We start from the raw sequence: 23,541 nt of genomic DNA, 5'->3' as shown, positions 1-23,541 counted from the left end.
TTCTCGGTGTGAACTTGTGAACTCCCGTGCACGGAAGGCGATGTGCGAGACCAAGCCCTCAACTCCCTGAAGTGGGGCCGAGACCGCGGTGACTCACAGCGGCGGATCCAGCCGTGCGACAGCCCTCAACACCCCTGGCATGAGGCGGGACATGAGGCGGGCACCCCGGGCTTCCGGCGTCACCGGGACCACCGCCTCGTTGCGCACCACCGCCCGCAGGATCGCGTCGGCGACCTTCTCCGGGGGATAGTTGCGCCGCCCGTACAGACGCGCGGCCCGCTGCCGGCGCCGCTTCTCCTCGGCGGCGTCCACGCCCGCGAACCGCGCGGTGGAGGTGATGTTGGTGTTGACGATGCCGGGGCAGATCGCGCTCACCCCGATGCCCTGGCCGGCCAGTTCCGCGCGCAGGCACTCGCTGAGCATCAGCACCGCCGCCTTGGAGGTGCTGTAGGCGGGCAGCACCTTGGAGGGCAAGTACGCAGCCGCCGAAGCGGTGTTGACGATGTGTCCGCCCTGTCCCCGCTCGGCCATCTGCCTGCCGAAGAGCCGGCAGCCGTGGATCACACCCCACAGGTTGACGTCAAGGACCTTCCTCCAGTCCTCGGAGGTGGTGTCGAAGAAGGAGCCGGAGAGGCCGATGCCGGCGTTGTTCACCAGGACGTCCACCACGCCGTACTCGGCGGCGACCTTCGCGGCGAGTTCCTCCATGGCCTGCTCGTCCGAGACATCGACCGTCTCCGCCCAGGCCTCGGAGGCGCCGAGCAGCCGGGACAACTCGGCGGTCCGCAGCGCTGCCTCCGCGTCCCGGTCGACGGCCAGCACGCGCGCGCCGGACTCGGCGAACGCCAGCGCGGTGGCTCGCCCGATGCCGCTGCCCGCGCCGGTGACCAGGACGAGCTGCCCACCGAACCGCTCGGCGTACGCGCCGGTCGCCGTTGTGGCAGTCGGCCTTCCGCGTTCCACCGACGTCACGAACTCGGTGATCCAGGCCGTCAGTTGGTCGGGACGGGAACGAGGGATCCAGTGCTTCGCCGGCAGCACCCGACGGGTCAACTGCGGAGCCCACCGTTCCAGTTCGTCGTAGAGCCGCTCCGACAGGAACGCGTCTCCCAGGGGCGTGATGAGCTGCACGGGGGCGTGCGCGTAGGCGTCCGGGCGCGGACGGCGCAACCGGGCGCGGACGTTGTCGCGGTACAGCCACGCCCCGTGCACCGCGTCCACCGGCAGCGACGAGGTCGGGTAGCCCCCGCCGGGGACCTTCTCGGCACGCTCCAGAATGCGGGGCCAGCGCTTGCCGAGCGGGCCGCGCCAGGCCAGCTCCGGCAGCCCGGGCGTGTGCAGCAGATACACGTACCAGGACTTGGCGCCCTGGCCGAGCAACTGGCCGACCCGGCGCGGAGTGGGGCGCGTGAGGCGCTCGTTGATCCAGTGGCCGAAGTGATCGAGGGAGGGGCCGGACATCGAGGTGAACGAGGCGATCCGGCCCTCGGCGCGTTCGACCGTGACGAACTCCCAGGACTGCACCGAGCCCCAGTCGTGCCCCACCAGGTGCACCGGCCGGTCCGGGCTGACCGCGTCCGCGACAGCCAGGAAGTCGTCCGTCAGTTTCTCCAGCGTGAACCCGCCGCGCAGCGGCTTCGGTGCAGTGGACCGGCCGTGCCCGCGGACGTCGTAGAGCACGACGTGGAAGCGCTCGGCAAGCCGGGGCGCGACCTCGGACCACACCTCCTTGCTGTCCGGATAGCCGTGCACCAGGACGACCGTCGGCGCCGAGCGGTCCCCCAGCTCGACGACGCACAACTCGACCCCGCCGGTCCGTACCCGGCGCTCGCGCGCGCCGTGCGCCCCCGTCGATCCCGACTGCGAAAGGCCCGTCACATGTCCTCCGCCCAGCGTCGCGGTCCCCCACGCTCGAACGAGCTCGCGCGGCGGGATCCGACGCGGACCGTTCGGTCCCCGGACCAGGCGAAAGGCAAGTCCGCCGTAGTCATGCCCCCACCCATCCACCTCGGCCGCACTCGATGCGGTACGTGCCCGTAACCTGACACCGGCGAATGTGACAGTCGCCGAAGGCCCGGTCAATAGGCCTGCCCCGGGGCTGTGGACAACAGGGTGGATGTGGACAACCCCGCCCCGCGTTGTGCGACCTGAGCGTGACCCCTAGGGCCCCGTACGACTCCAGGTTGATATGAAGACAGCTCTGCGGAGTGACGACCGGCGTGGCGCGCGTCACTAGGGTCGAAGACGTGACTGTGATCGCGACCGAAAGCCTGAGCAAGCGGTTCCCCCGGGTGACCGCGCTTGACCGGCTCTCCGTGGACGTCGGACCCGGTGTGACCGGACTCGTCGGAGCCAACGGAGCCGGCAAGTCCACACTGATCAAGATCCTGCTGGGTCTGTCCCCCGCCACCGAGGGCCGCGCCGAAGTGCTCGGCCTCGATGTCGCCACCAAGGGCGCCGACATCCGCGAGCGGGTCGGCTACATGCCGGAACACGACTGCCTGCCGCCCGACGTATCGGCCACCGAGTTTGTCGTCCACATGGCGCGCATGTCCGGCCTGCCGCCGACCGCCGCGCGCGAGCGCACCGCGGACACGCTGCGCCACGTCGGCCTGTACGAGGAGCGCTACCGCCCCATCGGCGGCTACTCCACCGGCATGAAACAGCGCGTGAAACTCGCGCAGGCCCTGGTCCACGACCCGCAGCTGGTCTTCCTGGACGAGCCGACCAACGGCCTCGACCCCGTCGGCCGGGACGAGATGCTCGGCCTCATCCGCCGCATCCACACCGACTTCGGCATCTCGGTCCTGGTCACCTCCCACCTGCTGGGCGAGCTGGAACGCACCTGCGACCACGTGGTCGTCGTCGACGGCGGCAAGCTTCTGCGCTCCAGCTCCACCACCGACTTCACCCAGACCACCACGACCCTCGCGATCGAGGTCACCGACACCGACGAGCACCCCGACGGCACCCGCGCGGTGCGCGACGCGCTCCACGCACGCGGGGTCGAGGTCGTCGACAGCGGCGGCGGCCTGCCCGGCGCCGGACATGTGCTGCTGCTCACCGCACAGGGCGAGGAGACATACGACCTGATCCGCGACGTGGTCGCCGACCTCGGTCTCGGCCTGGTGCGCATGGAACAGCGCCGGCACCACATATCGGAAGTCTTCACGGACAGCGACGAACAGCGTGACGCGGAGCGGAAGGAGGCGGTCGGCCATGGCAACTGAGCACCCCGTAGCAACACCCTCAGGTGACCAGACACGCATCCACAACATCGGCTACCGCGCCTACGACGGCCCGCGCCTCGGCCGCGCCTACGCCCGCCGCTCCCTCTACTCGCAGTCCCTGCGCGGCGCCTACGGCCTCGGCCGCTCGGTGAAGTCCAAGGTGCTGCCGATGCTGATGTTCGTGGTGATGTGCGTGCCCGCGGCCATCATGGTGGCCGTCGCGGTCGCCACGAAGGCCAAGGACCTGCCCCTCGACTACACGCGCTACGCGATCGTCATGCAGGCCGTCATCAGCCTGTACGTCGCCTCGCAGGCACCCCAGTCCGTCTCGCGGGACCTGCGCTTCAAGACCGTACCGCTCTACTTCTCACGGCCCATCGAGACCGCCGACTACGTGCGCGCGAAGTTCGCGGCGCTGGCCTCGGCACTGTTCGTCCTCACCGCCGCCCCGCTGCTGGTGCTCTATGTGGGCGCCCTGCTGGCCAAACTCGACTTCGCGGACCAGACCAAGGGGTTCGCTCAGGGACTGGTCTCCGTGGCACTGCTCTCGCTCCTGTTCGCCGGCCTCGGCCTGGTCATCGCGTCGGTCACCCCGCGCCGCGGCTTCGGTATCGCGGCCGTGATCGCCGTCCTGACCATCTCCTACGGTGCCGTCTCCACCCTCCAGGCCATCGCCGAGGCGCAGAACAGCACCGGATCCATCGCCTGGATGGGTCTCTTCTCGCCCATCACGCTCATCGACGGAGTGCAGTCCGCGTTCCTGGGCGCCAGTTCGGCGTTCCCCGGAGGGGTCGGCCCGACCAACGGGGAAGGCGTGATCTACGTCCTCGCCACCCTTGGTCTGATCGCCGCCTGCTACGGCCTCCTGATGCGCCGCTACCGAAAGGTCGGACTGTGACCACGCTCACCATCGACCACGTCTCGCGCTGGTTCGGCAACGTGGTCGCCGTCAACGACATCACCATGACCGTCGGACCCGGCGTCACCGGTCTCCTCGGCCCCAACGGTGCCGGAAAGTCCACCCTCATCAACATGATGGGCGGCTTCCTGTCCCCTTCCACCGGCACCGTCACCCTCGACGGACAGCAGGTGTGGCGCAACGAGGCGATCTATAAGCACATCGGCATCGTCCCCGAGCGCGAGGCCATGTACGACTTCCTCACCGGGCGCGAATTCGTCGTCGCCAACGCCGAGTTGCACGGACTGGGCGCCAAGGCCGCCCAGAAGGCGCTGGCCACGGTCGAGATGGAGTACGCGCAGGACCGCAAGATCTCGACGTACTCCAAGGGCATGCGGCAGCGCGTGAAGATGGCGAGCGCCCTCGTCCACGACCCGTCGCTGCTCCTGCTGGACGAGCCCTTCAACGGCATGGACCCGCGTCAGCGCATGCAGCTCATGGACCTGTTGCGGCGCATGGGCGACGAGGGCCGCACGGTGCTGTTCTCGTCCCACATCCTCGAAGAGGTCGAGCAGTTGGCCTGGCACATCGAGGTCGTGGTCGCCGGCCGGCACGCGGCCAGCGGTGACTTCCGCAAGATCCGCCGCCTGATGACCGACCGCCCGCACCGCTACCTGGTGCGCTCCAGCGACGACCGGGCCCTCGCGGCCGCGCTGATCTCCGACCCGTCGACGTCCGGCATCGAAGTCGACCTCGCCGAGGGCGCGTTGCGTATCCAGGCCGTCGACTTCGGCCGGTTCACGGCCCTGCTGCCGAGGGTCGCGAGGGACCACGGCATCCGGCTGCTCGCGGTCTCGCCGTCGGACGAGTCCCTCGAGTCCGTCTTCTCGTATCTCGTCGCGGCGTAGGAGGCCCAAGATGTACGACCCCACAGTCGCCCGACTCACCTATCGGGCCCTGCTCGGCCGGCGCCGGGCCCTCATCCTGGGCGCCCTGCCGCTGCTGCTCATCGTCCTGTCGGTCGTGGTGCGCGCCCTGGCCGGCGCCGACGACCAGACCGCGTCCGACCTGCTCGGCGGGCTCGCGCTCGCCACCATGGTGCCGATCATCGGAGTGATCGCGGGCACCGGGGCGATCGGCCCCGAGATCGACGACGGCTCCGTGGTCTACCTGTTGTCCAAGCCGATCAAACGGCCGACGATCATCTTCACCAAGCTCATCGTCGCGATAGCCGTGACGATGGTGTTCTCGGCGGTGCCGACCCTGATCGCGGGCTTCATCCTCAACGGCAACGGCCAACAGGTCGCCGTCGCCTACACGGTGGCCGCTCTGGTCGCCTCCATCGCCTACGCGGCGCTCTTCCTGCTGCTCGGCACCGTGTCGCGGCACGCCGTCGTGTTCGGGCTGGTCTACGCGCTGGTCTGGGAGGCCCTGTTCGGCTCCCTGGTGGCCGGGGCTCGCACGCTCAGTGTCCAGCAGTGGTCGCTGGCGGTGGCCCAGAAGGTCGCCGGCGGGGACCTGGTGACCTCGGATGTCGGACTGACGACGGCGACCGTCCTGCTGGTCGTCGTCACCGTGGCCGCGACCTGGTACGCGGGGCAGAAGCTCCGGTCGCTGACGCTCGCGGGCGAGGAGTAGGCGCTCCGATGTGTTGACATCGGCTTCACCTCCGCCTGGGCACACTGGGCGAACGGGGGACAAACAGGGGCGGCACAGGGCCAGGAGGACGGGGATGGCAGGCGAGACGCAGGGGTACGACGGCCGCGGACGGGACGGGGACGAGGTCTGGGACGACCTCGTCCTGGACGAGGACTTCATACGGTCCGCCGAGACGTCCGAACCGTCCGCGCGGGCGCGGATGCTCGCCGCGCGCTGGCGTACCGAGAAGCCCGAGCCGCAGCCCTGGCGTTCCGACGAGCCGCCCGCGGGATGGTTCTTCAGCAAGCGCCGGCGCAGGTGGCGCCGCCGGTGAGGGAGTTCGGGGCCACCCGTTAATCAGTGGCGCCGAACTCGGCGTACCGGCACAGTGGTGATGTCCAGGACGCCGGGATCGAGCCGGCGCCACACACCGGGGAGGAGCCGGACGATGTCCATGCACGACAGTACGTCCAGCTCCCACCAGGGCAGCCCGTGGCGGACTCCGGAGTAGTTACCCCTCCGTCGAGTTGGCCCCGTACGGGGAGCTGCCCGGGGCGGCCGCTTCGAGCACGCGGATCCCACTTCGCGTGAGGCCGCCCACCCGGAGGATTGGCCGAGTGGTAAGGCACTGGCTTGCTAAGCCATGGTCGGGGGTGACCCCGCGCACGTTCGATTCGTGCATCCTCCGCGAGACGTTGAAGCCCTCTGGGTCACTGACCCAGCAACCGCTCCAGCACCACCGCGATCCCGTCCTCGTCGTGGGAGGACGTCACCTCGTCAGCGACCGCCTTGAGTTCCTCGTGGGCGTTGGCCATGGCCACGCCGTACGAGGACCAGGCGAACATCGGGATGTCGTTGGGCATGTCACCGAAGGCGATCGTGTCCGCCGCCTTCATCCCCAGGCGGCGGGCCGCCAGGGACAGCCCCGTCGCCTTGGAGAGGCCGAGGGGGAGAAGCTCGACGATGCCCTCACCGGCCATCGCGACCGTCACGAAGCCGCCCGCGGCCCGGCGGGAGGCCTCCGCGAGCTGGTCGTCCGTGAGCGACGGATGCTGAATGTAGATCTTGTTCAGGGGGGCGGTCCACAGGTCGGACGCGTCCGTGAACGGCGTCGCGGGAAGCGCGCCGGTGACCGCGTAACCGGGCCCCACCAGCACCTCACCGTCCAGCCCGTCACGGCTCGCGGCGAGATACAGCGGGCCGACCTCCGCCTCGATCTTGGCCAGCGCCACCCCGGCCAGCTGCCGGTCCAGGGTCACCGACGTCAGCAGGCGGTGCTCACCGGCGTGGTACACCTGCGCGCCCTGGCCGCAGACCGCGAGGCCGTCGTAGCCGAGGTCGTCGAGGATGTGCCGGGTCCACGGGACCCCGCGGCCCGTGACGATGATGTGCGAGGCGCCCGCCGCGGTGGCCGCGGCGAGTGCCTCACGGGTGCGGGGCGCGACCGAGTCGTCGGAACGCAGCAGCGTTCCGTCGAGGTCGGTCGCGATCAGGCGGTAGGGAAAACCTTCGGCAGCGGACGTACTCACTTGGCGACCGGCTCCAGGACCTCACGGCCGCCCAGGTACGGACGCAGCACCTCCGGCACCCGCACGGAACCGTCGGCCTGCTGGTGGTTCTCCAGGATCGCCACGATCGTGCGCGGTACGGCGCACAGCGTGCCGTTGAGCGTCGCCAGCGGCTTGACCTGCTTGCCGTCACGGACCCGGATGGACAGCCGCCGGGACTGGAACTCGGTGCAGTCCGAGGTCGAGGTCAGCTCGCGGTACTTGCCCTGGGTCGGGATCCACGCCTCGCAGTCGAACTTGCGGGCGGCCGAGGAGCCGAGGTCGGCGGAGGCGACGTCGATGACCCGGAACGGCAGCTCCAGGGACGTCAGCCACTGCTTCTCCCACTCCAGCAGGCGCTGGTGCTCGGCCCGCGAGTCCGCCGGGTCGACGTACGAGAACATCTCGACCTTGTCGAACTGGTGCACGCGGAAGATGCCCCGGGTGTCCTTGCCGTGCGAGCCGGCCTCACGGCGGAAGCAGGGCGAGAAGCCCGCGTACCGCAGCGGGAGCCGGTCGGCGTCGATGATCTCGTCCATGTGGTACGCGGCGAGCGGGACCTCGGAGGTGCCGACCAGGTAGAGGTCGTCCTTGTCGAGGTGGTAGACGTCCTGGGCCGCCTGGCCGAGGAAGCCGGTGCCGGCCATCGACTGCGGGCGGACCAGCGCGGGCGTCAGCATCGGCGTGAAGCCGGCCGCCGTGGCCTGCCCGATCGCCGCGTTCACCAGCGCGAGTTCGAGGAGCGCGCCGACACCCGTCAGGAAGTAGAAGCGCGAGCCGGACACCTTGGCGCCCCGCTCGACGTCGATCGCGCCGAGGATGTGCCCGAGTTCCAGGTGGTCCTTGGGGTCGAAGCCCTCCGCGCCGAAGTCACGGATGGTGCCGTGCGTCTCCAGCGTGACGAAGTCCTCCTCGCCGCCCACCGGCACCTCGGGGTGCACGAGGTTGCTGAGCCGCAGGAGCAGCTCCTGGGTCTCGGCGTCGGCCGTGTCGCGCTCGGCGTCGGCTGCCTTGACGTCGGCGGCGAGCTGGCTCGCCTTCTTCAGCAGCTCCGCCTTCTCGTCCGCGGTGGCCCTGGGGATGAGCTTGCCGAGCGCCTTCTGCTCGGCACGCAGCTCGTCGAAGCGGACGCCGGACGACCTGCGCCGCTCGTCGGCGGACAGGAGGGAGTCGACGAGCGCGACGTCCTCTCCACGGGCACGCTGGGAGGCGCGCGCACGGTCGGGGTCCTCACGGAGCAGGCGAAGGTCAATCACGCGGTCAAGGCTACCGGTGCCGGGTGACGGCTCACGACTCACTATTCCGAGGCGCGCCGAATCGCCGCTTACGTTCCGTTATGAGTGAATTGCCGATCGTGTCAATAAAAGGCGTCTCGCTCCCTGGGACGAAGGAGGCGGGAGGCGTCGGGTTGACTCGATTCCCTTGTGTGGAGCGGAACTTGGAGGTGCGTTCGTCCACAAGGATCCACAGCCCCGAAAAGTTATCCACAGGGTGTGAGAAAGATCTGTGGATGCCGGAAGTGATCATTCCGAAAGGGACTCTCGGGGCGAAGGATTCCCGAGCCAAACCACCTTCACGCCCACTTTCGGGTGGAAATGGGCACCCCAGAGGGGGGAGTAAAGGAAACGGGTGGGCGAAGGGTGACCTACGGGAGTGTGGACGAACTTCAGCGTCGCAGGGCGATTTGTCGACCGGATACCACTTCGTTGTCGACTTGTCCCCAGGTCGAGAAGCTCGCCTGTGGATAACTCCTGTGGATAACTAAAATATGCAGGTAGGAGCGATTGGGGACCTCCGGGAAACATCCCAGAAACCTCCCGGAAACGCCCTAGAAACGTCCGTCCTGACAGCGCGCCACCCAGTCCGCCGCCGCGACGAACTCCTCGTCGGAGGTGCCGATGTACGGCTGCCGTACGTCCGCCACGCTGGCGTCCGCACGCGGGTAGGAACCGAGGAACCGCACCTGGAGGCAGATCCGCTTGAGCCCCATCAGGGCCTCGGCGACCCGGCGGTCGGAGATGTGCCCCTCGAGGTCGACGCAGAAGCAGTAGTTGCCGATGCCGGCGCCGGTGGGCCGGGACTGCAGCAGCATCAGGTTGATGCCGCGCGTCGCGAACTCGCCGAGCAGGTCGCGCAGACCGCCGGGGTGGTCGTCGCGTTGCCACAGCACGACGGACGTCTTGTCGGCGCCGGTCGGCGCGGCGGGCCGGGCGGGGCGGCCGACCAGCACGAACCGCGTCTGGGCGTTCTCCGCGTCGTGGATCCCGCTCTCCAGGGCCGTCAGGCCGTATCGGGCGGCCGCGAACTCGCCCGCGAAGGCGGCGTCGTACTGGCCCTCCTGGACGAGGCGGGCGGCGTCCGCGTTCGACGCGGCAGACTCCCACTGGGCGTCCGGGAGGTTCTTCTTGAGCCAGTTGCGTACCTGGGGCTGGGCGGCCGGGTGCGCGGAGACCGTCTTGATGTCCGACAGTTCGGTGCCGGGCCGGACCAGCAGCGCGAAGGTGATCGACAGCAGCACCTCGCGGTAGATCATCAGCGGCGCGCCCGCCACCAGTTCGTCGAGGGTCGTGGTGATTCCGCCCTCGACGGAGTTCTCGATCGGCACGAAGGCGGCCTCGGCCTCTCCGCCGCGGACCGCGTCGAGCGCCGACTGCACGGACACGTACGGGATCAGCTCCCGCGTCGCCGCTTCCGGAAGGGTGCGCAGGGCGACTTCGGTGAAGGTGCCCTCAGGGCCGAGATACGCATAGCTCGCTGGCATGACCTCACCCTAATGGGCCTTGTGAAACCCGGCGTAACCTTTCTGGCCCTGCCCCTCTCAGGGGTGACCTCACCCCTCCAGCAGCCGCTGTCCCACGTATTCCCCCCGGGCTGCCCCGCCGGGCACCGCGAACAGGCCGCTGGCCTCGTGGCGGATGAACTGCGACAGGGCGTCGCCGCGGTCGAGCTTGCGCTGGACCGGGACGAAGCCGCGCACCGGGTCGGCCTGCCAGCAGACGAAGAGGAGGCCCGCGTCGGGGGCTCCGTCCGCGTCGAAGCCGTCGTGGTACGAGAAGGGTCGGCGCAGCATCGCGGCGCCGCCGTTCTGGTCGGGGCGCGTGATGCGGGCGTGTGCGTTGATCGGGACGATCAGATTGCCCTGGGCGTCGGTCTTCTCCAGGTCCATCGCGGTCGTCTCGGTGCCTCCGGACAGCGCCGACCCGTCGGACTTGCGGCGCCCGATCACGTGCTCCTGGGCCCGGACCGAGAGCTTCTCCCAGTCGTCCAGGAGCATGCGGATCCGGCGTACGACGGCGTAGGAGCCGTTCGCCATCCAGCTGGGCGTGCCGGACTCGGGCACGAAGATCCGCTGGTCGAAGTCGGGCTCGGCGGGTTTCGGATTGCGGGTCCCGTCCATCTGGCCCATCAGGTTGCGGGCCGTCATGGGGTGCGAGGTGGCGCCGGGTGAACGGTTGAAGCCGTTCATCTGCCAGCGGAGCCGGGCCGCGCTGCCGGCGTCCTTCTGGACGGCGCGCAGGGCGTGGAACGCGACCAGGGCGTCGTCGGCGCCGATCTGCACCCACAGGTCGCCGTCGCTGCGCTTCTTGTCGAGGTGGTCCGAGGAGAAGTCGGGCAGCGGGTCCAGTGAGACCGGGCGCTGCTTCTCCAGCCCCGTCCGGCCGAAGAAGCTGTGGCCGAAGCCGAAGGTGATCGTCAGGGAGGACGGACCGGCATCCCGGGCCACGTCCGTGTCGTCCTGGAGCGCGGGCTCGCCCGCCATGAGCCGCTCGGCCGTCCGTGACCAGCGGCGCAGCAGCGCGGCGGCCTCCTTGCGGCCCGCGCCCGCCGCCAGGTCGAAGGCGACGAGATGACCGCGGGCCTGTAGGCCCTGGGTGATCCCGGGCTGATGTTTCCCGTGAAACATTGCCTGGTCCCTGCCCAGGGAGGTCAGCGGCGTGGCCCCGGCGGGCCTGGCGGTGTACCCCACGGCCCCGCCGGCCGTACCGAGGACGAGCCCGGTGGCACCGGCGGTCCCGAGCAGCTTCCGCCGCGTGACGCCCGCCGCCGAGCTCGCGGCCGGGTCGGAGGCCGCCTCCTCCGGCGCAGGCGCACCGGCCTGAGGCCGGTCCTGAGCACCGGCCTCAGGACCGGCAGGAGCAGGGGCTTGAGCACCGGCCTTGATACGGGCCCGGTCCCGGGCCTGGGGAATGGACTGGTCAGACATGTCGCGGGTCAGCCGATCTGCGCGTTCTTGGAGATGGTCGTCTGGTCGATGTCGGAGGTCCGCACGGTCACCGCGATCTTCCAGTCGCCGGCCACGGGGATCTGCACGCCGTTCGCCGACCAGTGGCCGGTGGTGATGTGGTCGGGGGTCACGGGCAGCGGCCCGATGTCCTTGGCCTCCAGGGTGAAGGCGACCTTGACCTCGGGGATGTCGAAGGCGCGGCCGTTGGGCCGCTGGACGTAGACGTGCATCTCGTTGCCGCCCACCCGCGCGGGGTCGAGGTCGACCGTCACGACGCCCTTGCCGTCCTCGCCGCCGGTGTCGAACGACATGTCCAGGGTCAGCGCGCCGGACGAGGAGGCCGAGGAGGAGGACGAGGACGTGGCGGCCGCCGCCTTGGCGTCCTCCTCCGTGCGCCCGGGTTCGGTCTGCGTCAGCACGGTGGTGACGGCGAGCAGGACGACGGCGACCCCGGCCTCGGCGAGCACGGAGCGGCGCAGCCCGAACCGGTTCGGGTCGGCGTCCCGCGCCCGCTTCTGCCGCGCCGCGTCCACCGCGGCCCGCTGCCGGGCGAGCTGTGCGTCCCGCTTGGAGCCACCGCCGGTCGCACCGTCCCCGTTCGAGGCACCGCTGCTCTTCGCACCGTCCTCCTTCGAGGCACCGCCGCCCTTGGCACCGCCGTCCTTGGCGACGGAGCCTTTGGCGTCACCGGCAGCGGCGTTGGCCGTGACCCGCTGCTTCTGCTGCTTCTGCGGCTTGTCCCGCTGGACCACCGTGTCCGCCAGCCGTGCCGTCCACCGCCGCGAGAGGTACCCGACGCCGACGAGCAGCGCCACGAGCCCGATCTTGACGAGCAGGAGTTGCCCGTACCGGGTGCCGGTGAACGCCGACCACGAGCCGAGCTGGCGCCACGACTGGTAGACGCCGGTCGCGATCAGCGCGACCACGCTGCCGAAGGCGACCTGCGAGAACCGGCGTACGGCGACCGCGTCGACGGGCCGCTCCGAGGGGGCCCGGTACAGCGCGACGAGCAGTGCGGTGAGCCCGCCGAGCCAGGTCGCCACGGCCAGCAGGTGGACGACGTCGACGGGCATCGCGATGCCGGCCTGGAGGCCGACGGAGGCGTGCTCGGACATCGCCCAGCTCGCGGCGATTCCGGCCGCCACGACGGTCCCGCCGATCGCCAGCCCGAAGGTCAGATCCCGCTTCTCCTCGTCCTCCCGCTTCTCGTACGCCCCGAAGAGCACCGCGATGAACAGTGCCGCCGCGGCGAGCAGCAGCAGCCGGGAAACCAGCGCGGCGCCCGTCTTGGTCTGCAGCACCTGTCCGAGCAGGTCGAGGTCGAAGATGTCGCCGACCTTCCCCGAGCCGGTGTAGGAGCCGCGCAGGAGCAGCAGGAAGAGGGTGGCGGAGGTGAGCGCCAGCCATCCGGAGACGACGAGCCGCTGCATGGCCCGTACGCCGGAGCCGCGCGGCCAGCAGGCGAGCACGAAGGCGGCGCCGCCGGCCAGCACGATGAAACCGGCGTACGACAGGTAGCGGCCGAACCCGTACAGCCAGCCGACCACTCCGCCGCCCGCCGTGCCGCTCGACACCGCGACCGATGTGGAGGAGGGCGCGCCGACCGAGAAGGTGTAGGCGCCGGAGACGGGATGGCTGTCCGCGGACACGACCTGGTAGGCGACGGTGTACGTGCCGTCGGGCAGTCCGCCGTGCAGTCGCACCGAGTAGGTCGTGCCGCTCACGTTGGACGGCTTGCCGTTCTGCACGGGCTTGCCCTTGGGGTCCAGCACGCGCAACGAGTCGGCGGACAGCGACACCTGCTCGGAGAAGGTCAGTGAGACCTGGGTGGGTGCCTTGTCGACCACCACCCCCTGCTGGGGGTCGCTGCCGGTCAGCGCGGCGTGCGCGGAGGCCGGAGCGGCCGTGGCGAGGAGCATTCCGGCGGCGGCCAGGAGCATCAGCACCAGGGTCCGGACGCGGGGGGCGATGGTCTGCGTCAAGGGGTTCCCTCCCTCAGTGTCCGGTTGTCGGGTTGTAGGTCGCCGACTTCACCGGCATCTTGACGACGACCGGGGCGGACTTGGTGAAGTGCAGTTCGACCGAGAGGGTCTGGCCCTGCTTCGGCTTGCGTTTCAGCTTGTCGAACATCAGATGGTTGCCACCGCTTTTGAACACGAGTTGACCATGTGCGGGGACGGGAAGGTCCGGGACCTCCCGCATCGAGCCGCCGACCGTCTCGTGCACGGTGATCTCGCCGGCCTGGTCGCTGGTGACCGAGGTCAGCTCGTCCTTCGTGGAGCTGTCGTTGACTATCGTCAGGAAGCCGGCCGCCATGTCGTCGGACACCGGCTGCGGGATGTAGGCGTCGGAGACGGACAGACCGCCCCCGCTGTCGGAGTCCGCGCCGCACCCGGCGAGGACGAGCGACAGGGCCAGGGTCCCGCCCGCCGCGGCGGTCAGGGAGGGACGCCTCACGGGTTCTCACCCTTGATGATCTTGGGGAGGTCCTTGGTGTAGTCGTCGACGGTGGCGTCCTCGCCGTACAGCACATAACCGGCGTCGGTCTTCGGGGAGAACGCGATGACCTGGGTGCCGTGCACGGAGACGAGCTTGCCGTTCTTGTCCTTGTGCGTCGGCTCGATGGAGATGCCGAGGGTGCGGGCGCTCGCCTGGATGGTGGCGAAGTCGCCGGTCAGGCCGACGAACTCGGAGTCGATGCCCTTGAGCCACTTGCCGAGCTCGGCGGGGGTGTCACGCGCGGGGTCCGTGGTCACGAACACCACGCGCAGCTCGTCCTGTTCGGCCTTGGGCAGCTGCTTCTTGGCGACGGCGATGTTGTTCATCGTCAGTGGGCAGACGTCGGGGCAGTGGGTGTAGCCGAAGTAGACCAGGGTCGGTTTGCCCGCGGTCTCCTTGCGGAGGTCGTACTTCTTTCCCTGGGCGTCGGTGAGCACCAGGTCCGGCTTCTTGAACGGCTGGTCGAGCACGGTGGCGGCCTTGTCCGAGCCGGACTCCTCGGAGACCACGGACACGGGCGAGCTGCTGTCGTCGCCGCTGCCGCACGCGGAGAGGGTCAGGGTGGCGGCGGCGAGCAGCGAGGCCACGGCGAGGGTCTTCTTGCGCATAGAAAAATGTCCCAGATGTGATGGTGCCGGTGTCCACCGGGGTCGTACCCGTACGACCCCGGTGGACGGGCGGGCGAGCGATCTCAGGCGGTGGTGCGCCGACGTCCGGCGAGCACGCCGTAGGCCACGCCCAGCGCGCCGACGACGATGCCGACGACGCCGAGGACGCGGGCGGTGGTGTCACTGCTGTCGGCGGGGGCGGCGGTCTCGGCGGCGGCGCCGGTGGACTTGGTGTCGTCGGAGGCATCCTCGGCCGCCGCCGAGCCGTGGTGGCCGTCCTCGGAGGCGGCGGACAGCGTGAGCACGGGAGCCGGCGTCTCGGGCTCCTCCTCGCCCTCCTTCTGCTCCTCGATCCAGCGCACGACCTCCTTGTTGGAGTACGTCTGGATGGCCTTGAAGACCAGTTGGTCCGCGTCCTCGGGCAGCGCGCCGACGGAGAGCGGGAACTTCTCGAAGAAGCCGGCCTTGATCCCGGCGCCGGTGGCGGTCCAGGTGACCTTGCTGACCGCCTCGGTGATCTGCTTGCCGTGTGCCTCGACGGGCTTGGCGAGCTTGGACTTGGTGACCTTGACGTCCCAGCCCGGTACCGGCTCCGGCATGACGGAGGCCAGCGGGTGGTCGGTGGGGAAATTGACCTCCACCTTGGTGGTGGAGGCGTCGTCGCGCTCGTTGGGGACCTTGAAGTCGATGACCGCGTAACCGCCCTTGGCCGCGACCCCCTCGGGCTGCACGCTGACGTGCGCGAACGCGGGCGAGGACAGGACGACGACGGCGGTGGCGGTGAGCGCGCCGACGGCGGCGAGACGAGAGGCCTTCATGGAGGGCACTCCACTTCGGTGAGGTTCCGGTGATGAGGAGGGGTACGCGTGCGTGCGCGCTCACTGGAGAGCGCGGGCACACGCGCGTGCCGCACGACGGCGGCCCTCCCCACGGACGTACGGGCGTACAGATGTACCGATGTACCGATGTACCGATGTACGAGGCTGTACGGAGCTGTACGGGATGTACCGAATGTGGAGTGTGCTGGGCGCGTCGCGTCAGGCGGCGAGGGAGAGCGCGACGGCGGCCGGCGGGCCCCGTCTGATCACCGTGTGCTGGAGCGCGGCGGGCCGTGGCCCCGGCGGCGCGTGGGAAGGGGCGCGCGGCGGTCGCGGGCCGGCCTCGGGCGTGCCCGGCAGCCCGGCTCGAAGGGCGCGCACCAGCGCGAGCGCCCCGCGCAGGGACCGTACGAGCGCCCCGTCGGCGACCGAGTGCGCCGACATCGCCGACAGTTCGGCGAGCCGTAGCAGGGCCAGGTCACCGCGGCGCAGCAGCCATCCGGCGGCGACGGCCGCGAGGACGTGGCCCAGCAGCATCGGCAGGGACGGCAGCAACGACATGGAGGAGCCCGCTGCCGTGGACGCGGCGTCCGCGGGGTGGCGCACGCCGCCGGTGCCCGTCGCGGACGTGGTGACCGGGTGGATCCTGGCGTCGGCGAGGATCCGATGGGCCTGGGCGGGGCTGAGCGCCGCGGCGGTGGTCCCGCACACGAGCCGAGCGGCCCGCTCGACCAGCGAGGCGTCCGACATCGAGGCCATCGACCCCATGGAGGTCGTCGAACCCATCGAACTCATGGCCGAGGCTGACGTCGAAGCCGCCGACGCGGTGGCCGTGACCGCGGCCGCGCCGTGCTGGCCCAGTCCGAACAGCACGTGCAGCACCGTCTGTCCGACGGCGAGCAGCGTCGCGATCCCGGGCAGCGACCGCTCACGTCCGGCGAGCGGCACCGCGACCAGGGCGACCCCCAGGAATCCCGCGCCCAGCGTCCACAGCGGAAGCGTGGTGCAGGAGGCGAGGGCGTGACCCGCGGCGGCCAGCACGACACAGACCGCGGCGAACACCGCGGCCCGCAGGACCCGGAGACCTGCACCGGGGCGCGCCGTGCGCGGGTGGGGGGCAGTCATGGCGGGCTCATCATCGCACTGGCCTTATGGACGCCATACGGCAGGTCCACAAGATGACGTACGGGCGGTACGACCGGATGGTCTCCTGTGTCGCGGACTGTCCCACATACACCGCAGGCCACGCCAGGTACATCCCCCGAATGAGCGGCATCACGTCATCGATGTGCTTACACCCCGGGCCTCGCGGCAATACGTAACGGTATGTCGAGCCGCAGCCAGGAGGCTGGAGCATGAGCATCTGGTGGTCACTCCATTTGCGGCGTGAGGCTGCGAGCGTTCCGCTCGCCCGTCGCCTGCTGCTCGGCACCATGGAGACCGCGGGCGTCGATCCCGATATCTCCTACGACCTGTCCGTCGCGCTCAGCGAGGCGTGTGCCAACGCCGTCGAGCACGGCGGGGACCTCGGATACGGCGAATCCTCGGGGGCGTTCCGGGTCACCGCCTACCTCGACGGCGAGAAGTGCCGTATCGAGGTCGCCGACTCGGGCCCCGGCTTCACCCGCGCCCAGCCCGCCCGGCTCGCCCCCACCGGGGCCGAGAACGGCCGCGGGCTGTGCCTCATCCAGGAACTCGCCGACCACGTCCAGATCGGCAACAAGCCCGGGCGGCGCGGTGCGGTGGTCCGCTTCGACAAGATCCTCAAGTGGCGCAAGGACGCGCCGCTGATGGCCGTGTGACGCCCGCATTCTCAGTCTGCGCACAGGGACCGCCCAGGTTCCTGACGGACGCCGTCCCTACGTTCATGGACATGACGGGAAACCACAGAGACACCTCGATCACCCGGCGCCGCGCTCTCGTGGTGACCGGCGGCACGGTCGCTGCCGGTGGCCTCGCCGCGGCCGGGTACCAGTCGGCCTTCGCCGACGACGCGTCCACCACCACGGCGTCCGCCTCCACCGCCTCGGCGACCTCCACCAGCGGTGCGTGCATGACGCTGATGTCGAGCGTCACCCAGGGGCCGTACTACCTGGACGGCGCCCTGGTGCGCAAGAACATCACCGAGGGCAAGAGCGGTGTCCCGCTGACCCTGCGCCTCACCGTCGTGGACGCCACCGACGGCTGCACCCCGGTTCCCGGCGCGGCCGTGGAGATCTGGCACTGCGACGCCTGGGGCTACTACTCCGGCTACCGAACACTTGCCCAGTGCTCCACCCTTCAGGGGGGAGGTGAAGGGCATCCTGCCCGTTGCGGCCTGGAGGGTCGCAGCGGCATGGCTAGAATCGCCTTGTCGGACAACGGAGTTGTCCGACCTACCGCCGGACGGGCGGGAAGTCAGGCCTGCGGAGGCCACGTAAGACCGACCCTCACCGGTCGGCAGAGGTCCGTGAAACAGGAACCCGCGGTGGTACTGCGTAGCAGTACGGACCGGAATCGCCTGCCCTCGGGCAGGCGAGGGCGTCAAACCACCCTCGACGACGACATGGTGTACGACGGTGGCGGCGCCGCCAGCGGGCTGCTGACCCTCAAGGCCGTGCACAAGAGCGACCCGTCCAAGGGGTACAAGGGTTCCCTCACCCTCGGCGTGGACCCCGACGCGGAGAACACCGGCGCGGGCAGCGGCGGTGGCGGCACGCCCCCGAGCGGTGCCCCGAACGGAGCCCCGAGCGGCGCTCCCACGGGCGCCCCGCCGAGCGGCGGCGCCTCCCCGTCGGCCCCGGCGTCCTCGTAACGCATGCGCAGCCGTGAGGACGACGCGTTGGCCCAGGCCGCCGTGGACGCGCTGACCGCACAACTGGCCCTGGCTCCCAAGCCGGGCCTGCCCGATCCGCGTGACCTCGCCGCCCGGGCCGGACAACGGGACCACGACTCCCTGCGCTGGTCGGCCAAGGCGCTCGGGCCCGGCCTCGTGGCGATGGCCGCCGCCGCCCGCCGCACCGGCGAACCCACACCCCAGCTCCGTACCGAACTGGGCGCGATCGGCAGGTGCGCCGAACACTCGGTGGGCCTTGCCGGCGGCGGCCACCGGGGCGCCCTGTGGACGCTCGGCCTGCTGGTCGCGGCGGCCGCCCTCGACCCCGGTGCCGGGGTGCGGGAGGTGACCGCGGCCGCCAAGCGGATCGCCGCGCACCCCGACCGACGGGCACCGCGGCGGCCCTCACGCGGCTCGTCGATCTCGGCGAAGTACGGGGCGGCCGGCGCGCGAGGTGAGGCACGGGCCGGATTCCCGCACGTACGGCGGGCGTTGGACGCCCTCGCGGCAGCACGCACCGCCGGCGCCACGGAGGACCAGGCCCGCCTGGACGCCCTGCTGACCGTGATGTCCACCCTTCAGGACACCGAACTGCTGTACGTCACGGGCCCCGTCGGCCTGCGTCATGTCCAGGCGGGCGCCCGTGCGGTCCTGGAGGCGGGCGGTACGGCGACCGAGGCGGGCCGCGCGGCCCTGCACAGCCTCGACGCGGACCTCCACACGCGTGCGTGGAGCCCTCGCGGCAGCGCCGGGCTGCTGGCGGGGGCGCTGTTCCTGGACGGGCTCGCGGTGACGGTGGGTGCCCGAGGGCGGGTGGCCGTGGGCTAGTGCCGCGACGGGGCGAACATTGCCTGCCGCCGCACTGGTGAGAGGCCCGACGAACAGCCGGACCGCACGGGCCCGTTCACGAGGCCCGACGGCGTCAGCTCGCGAGGACGGGCCGTTCCCGCTCCGCCCGGCGATGGGCCCGGCGGGTCGCCGGGCCCATCGCGTACGACGCCGCCAGCGTCGCCCCGCCCAACAGCAGCCATCCCGGGGTCCCCCACTCCACCAGCAGCGAGGTGAGGACCAGCGGGCCGAGGGTACGGGCGACGGTCACGCCGGTGCCGAAAAAGCCCTGGTACTCGCCCACCCGGTCGGCCGGGGCCAGGTCGAAGGAGAGCTGCCAGGAACCCGCCGACTGGCCCATCTCCGCGATCACCTGCAGCACCGCACCGGCGACCAGCACCCCGACGGCCACCCACGGCGAGGCGCCCGCGGACAGCGCGAACACCGCGCACGCCGCCAGCATGACCCACCCCGACCGCCGCACCGCGCGGGTGGCCGACGCCAGGGAGCCGACCCCGCGCGCCATCCGCACCTGGAACGCCATCACCGCCCCGGTGTTGAGCACGAACAGCGCGGAGACCACCCAGGTGGGTGCGTCCGTGCGCTCCGCGATCCACAGCGGCAGCCCGAGGCTGAGCAGCGGCATGCGCAGCAGCAGCACGGTGTTCAGCAGCGTGACGATCACGTAGGGGCGGTCCCGCAGCACCCCGAGATCACGACGCCCGGGGCGCGGGCCACGGCGTCCGACACGGGACGCACGTGCGGGCGCCACCCCCGGCAGTCGTGCCAGCAGGCCCGCGCACACCAGGAAACTCACCGCGTCCAGCGCGAGCACCCCGAGATACGCCGTCCTCGTCCCGGCGTGCAGCGCGAGCCCGCCCAGTCCCGCGCCCACCGCCAGCCCGGCGTTCAGCGTCGACTGGAGGTGGGCCAGCAGCCCGGTGCGCTCCGGGGCGGACACCAGCCCCGCCAGCAGTGCCTGCCGGGCCGCGGCCAGTCCCGACTGGGCGGCGGCGTATCCGCAGGCGGCCGCGACGAAGGGCAGGAACCCGCGTACGACGAGGAAGGACGCGACCGCGAGGGCCGTGGCCAGCGCCAGCAGCACCGCCGTCCCGCGTGCACCGCGCCGGTCCGCGAGCCGCCCCAGCGGCACCCCCACCAGCGAGCCGACCGCCCACGCGAGGGTCAGCCCGAGTCCCACCCGCGCGGGGGCGAGCCCGACGACGTGGGTGAAGTAGAGCGCCGACGTCACGTAGTAGGCGCCGTCACCGACGGAGTTGGTCAACTGGGCGACGGCCAGCACGCGTTGCGGGCCCGAGGGCGGGATGAGCGAGTTCGTCATACCGCGACCCTAGGAGGGGGGTGGACCCGTCGGCAGACCCAATCCGAGCGCCTTTCAGTGGCCCAATTCCAGGACCTTCCCGAGCGCCTCCAGCGCCTGCGGGTACATCCGCTCCCCGGGCGTCCCGTACCCCACGACCAGCCCCTGCGGCCGTCCCTCGACGCCCGGCGTGTGCCAGTGCTCCCCGAGATGCCCCACCGTGAGGCCCGCCGCCTCCGCCCGCTCCAGCACCGCCGCCTCGTCGTCGACGTCCACGAGCGCGTGCAGCCCGGCCGCGATCCCCCGTACGCGCCGCCACGCCCCCGGAGGGTCCAGCAGGTCCTGTCGGCCCGACCGACCCGAGAGGCCAGTGAGGCCAGAGAGGCGCGACTGCTCCAGTCGGGCCAGGAGCTGGTCCCGGCGGCGCCGGTACCGCAGTCGGCAGGCCCGCACATGCCGGTCGTAGGCATGGCTGTCGATCAGCTCGGCCAGCGCCAACTGGCCGATGGACTCGGTGTGGTGGTCGCTGTGCAGCTTGGCGTCGGCCACCGCGTCCACCAGGTGCGGCGGCAGCACCATCCAGCCGAGCCGCAGCGCGGGCCCCAGCGTCTTGGAGACGGTACCCAGGTACGCCACGTGCCCCGGCGCCATCCCCTGGAGCGCGCCGACGGGCTGCCGGTCGTAACGGAACTCCCCGTCGTAGTCGTCCTCGACGACCAACGCTCCCCGCGCGCGGGCCCAGTCGGTGAGCGCCCGCCGGCGTTCCGGGTGCAGCGTCACGCCGGTCGGGTACTGGTGCGCGGGTGTGACGACCACGGCGGCCACCCGCCCCAACTCCTCCACCACGCAGCCCCGTTCGTCCACCCGGACCGGCACCACGCGCCCCCCGCCCCGCCGCACCACCTCCCGGTGGAAGGGCAGCCCGGGGTCCTCCATGGCGATCCGGGCCCCCTCCAGTACGCGGATGAGCAGCGAGAGCCCCTGCACGGCCCCGGAGGTGACGACGATCCGCTCCGGTGGCGCGACCACCCCGCGCGCCCGCCCCAGGTACCCCGACAACGCCGTCCGCAGCTCGATCCGTCCCCGCGGATCGCCGTAGGCGTACGCCGACGAGGGCGCCGTCGCGACGGCCCGCCGCAGGGCCCGTGACCAGGCGGCCACCGGGAACGCCCCGGTGTCCGGGCTGCCGGGCCGCAGATCGAACCGCGGCACCCGCGCCCGTGCGGCTGCCTGCTGCGGCTCGGCGGTGGCGGAGGGCAGCGGTGCGACCCGCGTACCGGCCCCCTGCCGAGCGGTCAGATAGCCCTCGGCGACGAGCTGGTCGTAGGCCGCCTTGACGGTCCCCCGCGACACCCCCAGCTCCTCCGCGAGCCGCCGGGTGGCCGGCAACCGCGCCCCGGGCGCCAGCCGCCCGTCGCGAACGGCGTCACGCAGGGCACGCTCGAGCCCGGCGCGACGCCCTTCGCCGGGGTCGGCCTCCAGGTGCAGGTCCACACCAGCACGCCCGGGGGCGGGGGTCGTCAGCTCTTCTTCAGGGCCGCCATCCACGTCTCGACCTCATCGGACCGGCGAGGCAGCCCGGCCGACAGATTCCGGTTCCCGTCCTCGGTCACCAGGATGTCGTCCTCGATCCGCACCCCGATCCCGCGGTACTCCTCGGGCACGGTCAGGTCGTCGGCCTGGAAGTACAGCCCCGGCTCGACCGTCAGCACCATTCCCGGCTCCAGCGTGCCGTCCACATACGACTCCACCCGCGCGGCGGCGCAGTCGTGGACGTCCATGCCGAGCATGTGCCCGGTGCCGTGCAGGGTCCACCGGCGCTGCAACCCCAGCTCCAGCACCCGCTCGACGGGTCCTTCGACGAGCCCCCACTGCACGAGCCGCTCGGTCAGCACCCGCTGGGCCGCGTCATGGAAGTCGCGGTACTTCCCACCGGGCCGCACCGCCGCGATACCGGCCTCCTGGGCCTCGTACACCGCGTCGTAGATCTTCTTCTGGATCTCGCTGTACCGGCCGTTGACCGGCAGCGTGCGCGTGACGTCCGCGGTGTAGTACGTGTGCGTCTCGACGCCCGCGTCGAGCAGCAGCAGGTCACCGGAGCGCACGGGCCCGTCGTTGCGCACCCAGTGCAGGGTGCAGGCGTGCGGACCGGCGGCGCAGATGGAGCCGTAGCCGACGTCGTTGCCCTCCACCCGCGCGCGGAGGAAGAACGTGCCCTCGATGTACCGCTCGGAGGTCGCCTCCGCCTTGTCGAGCACTCGGACGACGTCCTCGAACCCGCGGACCGTCGAGTCGACCGCCTTCTGCAGCTCACCGATCTCGAACTTGTCCTTGACCAGCCGCGCCTCGGACAGGAAGACCCGCAGTTCCTCGTCGCGCTCGGCGGTGACCTTGTCGGTCAGCGCGGCCTCGATACCGGCGTCGTGGCCGCGCACGACCCGGACCGGGCCGGTGGCCTCGCGCAGCCGGTCCGCCAGTTCGCGGACGTCGGAGGCGGGGATGCCGTACAGCTTCTCGGCCTCGGTCAGGGAGTGGCGGCGGCCGACCCACAGCTCCCCCTGGCCGGACAGCCAGAACTCGCCGTTCTCGCGGTCGGAGCGCGGCAGGAGGTAGATCGTCGCCTTGTGGCCGTCGGCGGTGGGCTCCAGGACGAGGACACCGTCCTCGGTCTGGTTTCCGGTGAGGTACGCGTACTCGACCGAGGCCCGGAAGGGGTACTCCGTGTCGTTCGAGCGGGTCTTCAGCTTGCCCGCGGGGACGACCAGACGCTCGCCGGGGAAGCGCGCGGAGAGCGCGGCGCGGCGGGCGGCGGTCTCGGCGGCCTGGGCGATCGGCTGCAGGTCGTGCAGCTCCGTGTCGGCCCAGCCGGACTTCATGTTCTCTGCCAGCTCGTCCGACACGCCCGGGTACAGTCCGTTCTTCCGCTGCTTGATCGGCTTTTCCGACTCGTCCGGCTCTTCCGGGACCGCTGCGGTAGCAGCGACATCCGAAGCTGCCGGGGTGAGCTCGTCGGCCACGGTCATCCTCCTAGATACGGCACTGGACCCCCTCCATCGTACGGTCGTACGGAAGGGGGCCCAGGGCCGAAGGGCCTGTTACCGACTCCGGTCAGCG

21 protein-coding genes and 1 tRNA gene are annotated in these 23,541 nt (G+C 71.1%); 9 read left to right on the top strand and 13 right to left on the bottom strand.

Translation table 11 applies throughout. The features are described 5' to 3' along the window. Positions 1-93: 93 nt before the first annotated feature. A complete protein-coding gene (locus tag ACFYRY_RS36900) occupies positions 94-1,878 on the bottom strand; it encodes an SDR family oxidoreductase (RefSeq protein ID WP_389155927.1) in 1,785 nt (594 codons plus the stop codon). A gap of 374 nt (positions 1,879-2,252) precedes the next feature. On the opposite strand from ACFYRY_RS36900, the gene ACFYRY_RS36895 reads away from it, so the two are divergent. From ACFYRY_RS36895 to ACFYRY_RS36870, 6 genes are all read left to right on the top strand, one after another. Continuing rightward, a complete protein-coding gene (locus ACFYRY_RS36895) occupies positions 2,253-3,230 on the top strand; it encodes an ABC transporter ATP-binding protein (RefSeq protein ID WP_389156254.1) in 978 nt (325 codons plus the stop codon). Further along, positions 3,220-4,128, top strand: a complete 909-nt coding sequence (locus ACFYRY_RS36890) for an ABC transporter permease (protein WP_389155925.1) — start codon at positions 3,220-3,222, stop codon at positions 4,126-4,128. Before ACFYRY_RS36895 ends, ACFYRY_RS36890 begins: the two co-directional genes overlap by 11 nt. Continuing rightward, the gene (locus ACFYRY_RS36885; protein WP_389155923.1) at positions 4,125-5,036 is read left to right on the top strand and encodes an ABC transporter ATP-binding protein; all 912 of its coding nucleotides are present in this window, start codon (positions 4,125-4,127) and stop codon (positions 5,034-5,036) included. The genes ACFYRY_RS36890 and ACFYRY_RS36885 overlap by 4 nt, the downstream gene beginning before the upstream one ends. A 10-nt stretch (positions 5,037-5,046) precedes the next feature. Next, positions 5,047-5,766 (top strand): ABC transporter permease subunit, encoded by a 720-nt coding sequence (locus tag ACFYRY_RS36880; RefSeq protein ID WP_389155920.1) that lies wholly within the window; start codon positions 5,047-5,049, stop codon positions 5,764-5,766. Between the two features lie 94 nt (positions 5,767-5,860). Beyond that, positions 5,861-6,100 carry a hypothetical protein gene (locus ACFYRY_RS36875; RefSeq protein WP_389155917.1) on the top strand — a complete coding sequence of 80 codons (240 nt, stop codon included), beginning with the start codon at positions 5,861-5,863 and terminating at the stop codon, positions 6,098-6,100. Positions 6,101-6,369: 269 nt separating this feature from the next. After that, positions 6,370-6,454, top strand: a tRNA-Ser gene (locus tag ACFYRY_RS36870). Positions 6,455-6,476: 22 nt separating this feature from the next. On the opposite strand, the gene ACFYRY_RS36865 is transcribed toward ACFYRY_RS36870, so the two are convergent. The 9 genes from ACFYRY_RS36865 to ACFYRY_RS36825 form a co-directional block, all read right to left on the bottom strand. Then, on the bottom strand, positions 6,477-7,295 hold the full coding sequence (locus ACFYRY_RS36865) for an HAD family hydrolase (protein ID WP_389155914.1): 819 nt from the start codon (positions 7,293-7,295) through the stop codon (positions 6,477-6,479). Continuing rightward, entirely contained in the window at positions 7,292-8,569 is a 1,278-nt protein-coding gene (serS, locus tag ACFYRY_RS36860) for a serine--tRNA ligase (protein ID WP_389155911.1), read from the bottom strand. Before serS ends, ACFYRY_RS36865 begins: the two co-directional genes overlap by 4 nt. A gap of 572 nt (positions 8,570-9,141) precedes the next feature. Next, positions 9,142-10,074, bottom strand: coding sequence for a prephenate dehydratase (gene pheA, locus ACFYRY_RS36855; protein WP_389155908.1), 933 nt, complete (start codon positions 10,072-10,074; stop codon positions 9,142-9,144). Between the two features lie 69 nt (positions 10,075-10,143). Next, positions 10,144-11,517, bottom strand: a complete 1,374-nt coding sequence (efeB, locus tag ACFYRY_RS36850; RefSeq protein ID WP_389155906.1) for an iron uptake transporter deferrochelatase/peroxidase subunit — start codon at positions 11,515-11,517, stop codon at positions 10,144-10,146. An 8-nt stretch (positions 11,518-11,525) separates the two neighbouring features. Further along, the gene (locus ACFYRY_RS36845) at positions 11,526-13,520 is read right to left on the bottom strand and encodes a copper resistance CopC/CopD family protein (protein ID WP_389155903.1); all 1,995 of its coding nucleotides are present in this window, start codon (positions 13,518-13,520) and stop codon (positions 11,526-11,528) included. 13 nt (positions 13,521-13,533) lie between these two features. Further along, on the bottom strand, positions 13,534-13,995 hold the full coding sequence (locus tag ACFYRY_RS36840) for a copper chaperone PCu(A)C (RefSeq protein ID WP_389155900.1): 462 nt from the start codon (positions 13,993-13,995) through the stop codon (positions 13,534-13,536). Then, on the bottom strand, positions 13,992-14,645 hold the full coding sequence (locus ACFYRY_RS36835) for an SCO family protein (protein ID WP_389155898.1): 654 nt from the start codon (positions 14,643-14,645) through the stop codon (positions 13,992-13,994). Before ACFYRY_RS36835 ends, ACFYRY_RS36840 begins: the two co-directional genes overlap by 4 nt. Positions 14,646-14,728: 83 nt before the next feature. Next, entirely contained in the window at positions 14,729-15,463 is a 735-nt protein-coding gene (locus ACFYRY_RS36830; protein ID WP_389155895.1) for a YcnI family protein, read from the bottom strand. 219 nt (positions 15,464-15,682) lie between these two features. Next, on the bottom strand, positions 15,683-16,588 hold the full coding sequence (locus ACFYRY_RS36825) for a hypothetical protein (protein WP_389155892.1): 906 nt from the start codon (positions 16,586-16,588) through the stop codon (positions 15,683-15,685). 230 nt (positions 16,589-16,818) lie between these two features. Between ACFYRY_RS36825 and ACFYRY_RS36820 the strand changes: the two genes are divergently transcribed. The 3 genes from ACFYRY_RS36820 to ACFYRY_RS36810 all read left to right on the top strand — a co-directional run bounded on the left by ACFYRY_RS36820 (position 16,819) and on the right by ACFYRY_RS36810 (position 19,106). Further along, positions 16,819-17,265 (top strand): ATP-binding protein, encoded by a 447-nt coding sequence (locus ACFYRY_RS36820; RefSeq protein WP_389155889.1) that lies wholly within the window; start codon positions 16,819-16,821, stop codon positions 17,263-17,265. Positions 17,266-17,336: 71 nt separating this feature from the next. Then, positions 17,337-18,257 carry a protocatechuate dioxygenase gene (locus ACFYRY_RS36815; RefSeq protein WP_389155887.1) on the top strand — a complete coding sequence of 307 codons (921 nt, stop codon included), beginning with the start codon at positions 17,337-17,339 and terminating at the stop codon, positions 18,255-18,257. A 3-nt stretch (positions 18,258-18,260) separates the two neighbouring features. Further along, complete coding sequence (locus ACFYRY_RS36810; RefSeq protein ID WP_389155884.1) at positions 18,261-19,106, top strand: triphosphoribosyl-dephospho-CoA synthase; 846 nt, start codon at positions 18,261-18,263, stop codon at positions 19,104-19,106. A 94-nt stretch (positions 19,107-19,200) separates the two neighbouring features. On the opposite strand, the gene ACFYRY_RS36805 is transcribed toward ACFYRY_RS36810, so the two are convergent. From ACFYRY_RS36805 to ACFYRY_RS36795, 3 genes are read right to left on the bottom strand one after another with little or no spacing between them, the layout of a single operon-like run. Further along, positions 19,201-20,448, bottom strand: coding sequence for an MFS transporter (locus ACFYRY_RS36805; protein WP_389155882.1), 1,248 nt, complete (start codon positions 20,446-20,448; stop codon positions 19,201-19,203). Between the two features lie 54 nt (positions 20,449-20,502). Further along, positions 20,503-21,921 carry a PLP-dependent aminotransferase family protein gene (locus ACFYRY_RS36800; protein ID WP_389155879.1) on the bottom strand — a complete coding sequence of 473 codons (1,419 nt, stop codon included), beginning with the start codon at positions 21,919-21,921 and terminating at the stop codon, positions 20,503-20,505. A 26-nt stretch (positions 21,922-21,947) separates the two neighbouring features. Beyond that, positions 21,948-23,444: an aminopeptidase P family protein gene (locus ACFYRY_RS36795; RefSeq protein WP_389155876.1), complete on the bottom strand. Its 1,497-nt coding sequence runs from the start codon at positions 23,442-23,444 to the stop codon at positions 21,948-21,950. Positions 23,445-23,541 lie beyond the last annotated feature (97 nt).

It is taken from the genome of Streptomyces sp. NPDC005263, assembly GCF_042872365.1.
Taxonomy (GTDB): domain Bacteria; phylum Actinomycetota; class Actinomycetes; order Streptomycetales; family Streptomycetaceae; genus Streptomyces.
The sequence above is the reverse complement of the archived record's forward strand: the minus strand, read 5'-3'. Positions and strand labels throughout refer to the sequence as shown.

What these genes read in the sequence shown, in the direction of transcription:
- ACFYRY_RS36810 (WP_389155884.1), top strand. Translation starts at nt 18,261, where the DNA reads ATGCGCAGCCGTGAGGACGACGCGTTGGCCCAGGCCGCCGTGGACGCG.
- ACFYRY_RS36875 (WP_389155917.1), top strand. Translation starts at nt 5,861, where the DNA reads ATGGCAGGCGAGACGCAGGGGTACGACGGCCGCGGACGGGACGGGGAC.
- efeB (WP_389155906.1), bottom strand. Translation starts at nt 11,517, where the DNA reads ATGTCTGACCAGTCCATTCCCCAGGCCCGGGACCGGGCCCGTATCAAG.
- ACFYRY_RS36890 (WP_389155925.1), top strand. Translation starts at nt 3,220, where the DNA reads ATGGCAACTGAGCACCCCGTAGCAACACCCTCAGGTGACCAGACACGC.
- ACFYRY_RS36830 (WP_389155895.1), bottom strand. Translation starts at nt 15,463, where the DNA reads ATGAAGGCCTCTCGTCTCGCCGCCGTCGGCGCGCTCACCGCCACCGCC.
- ACFYRY_RS36820 (WP_389155889.1), top strand. Translation starts at nt 16,819, where the DNA reads ATGAGCATCTGGTGGTCACTCCATTTGCGGCGTGAGGCTGCGAGCGTT.
- ACFYRY_RS36835 (WP_389155898.1), bottom strand. Translation starts at nt 14,645, where the DNA reads ATGCGCAAGAAGACCCTCGCCGTGGCCTCGCTGCTCGCCGCCGCCACC.
- ACFYRY_RS36805 (WP_389155882.1), bottom strand. Translation starts at nt 20,448, where the DNA reads ATGACGAACTCGCTCATCCCGCCCTCGGGCCCGCAACGCGTGCTGGCC.
- ACFYRY_RS36815 (WP_389155887.1), top strand. Translation starts at nt 17,337, where the DNA reads ATGACGGGAAACCACAGAGACACCTCGATCACCCGGCGCCGCGCTCTC.
- ACFYRY_RS36880 (WP_389155920.1), top strand. Translation starts at nt 5,047, where the DNA reads ATGTACGACCCCACAGTCGCCCGACTCACCTATCGGGCCCTGCTCGGC.
- ACFYRY_RS36825 (WP_389155892.1), bottom strand. Translation starts at nt 16,588, where the DNA reads ATGACTGCCCCCCACCCGCGCACGGCGCGCCCCGGTGCAGGTCTCCGG.
- pheA (WP_389155908.1), bottom strand. Translation starts at nt 10,074, where the DNA reads ATGCCAGCGAGCTATGCGTATCTCGGCCCTGAGGGCACCTTCACCGAA.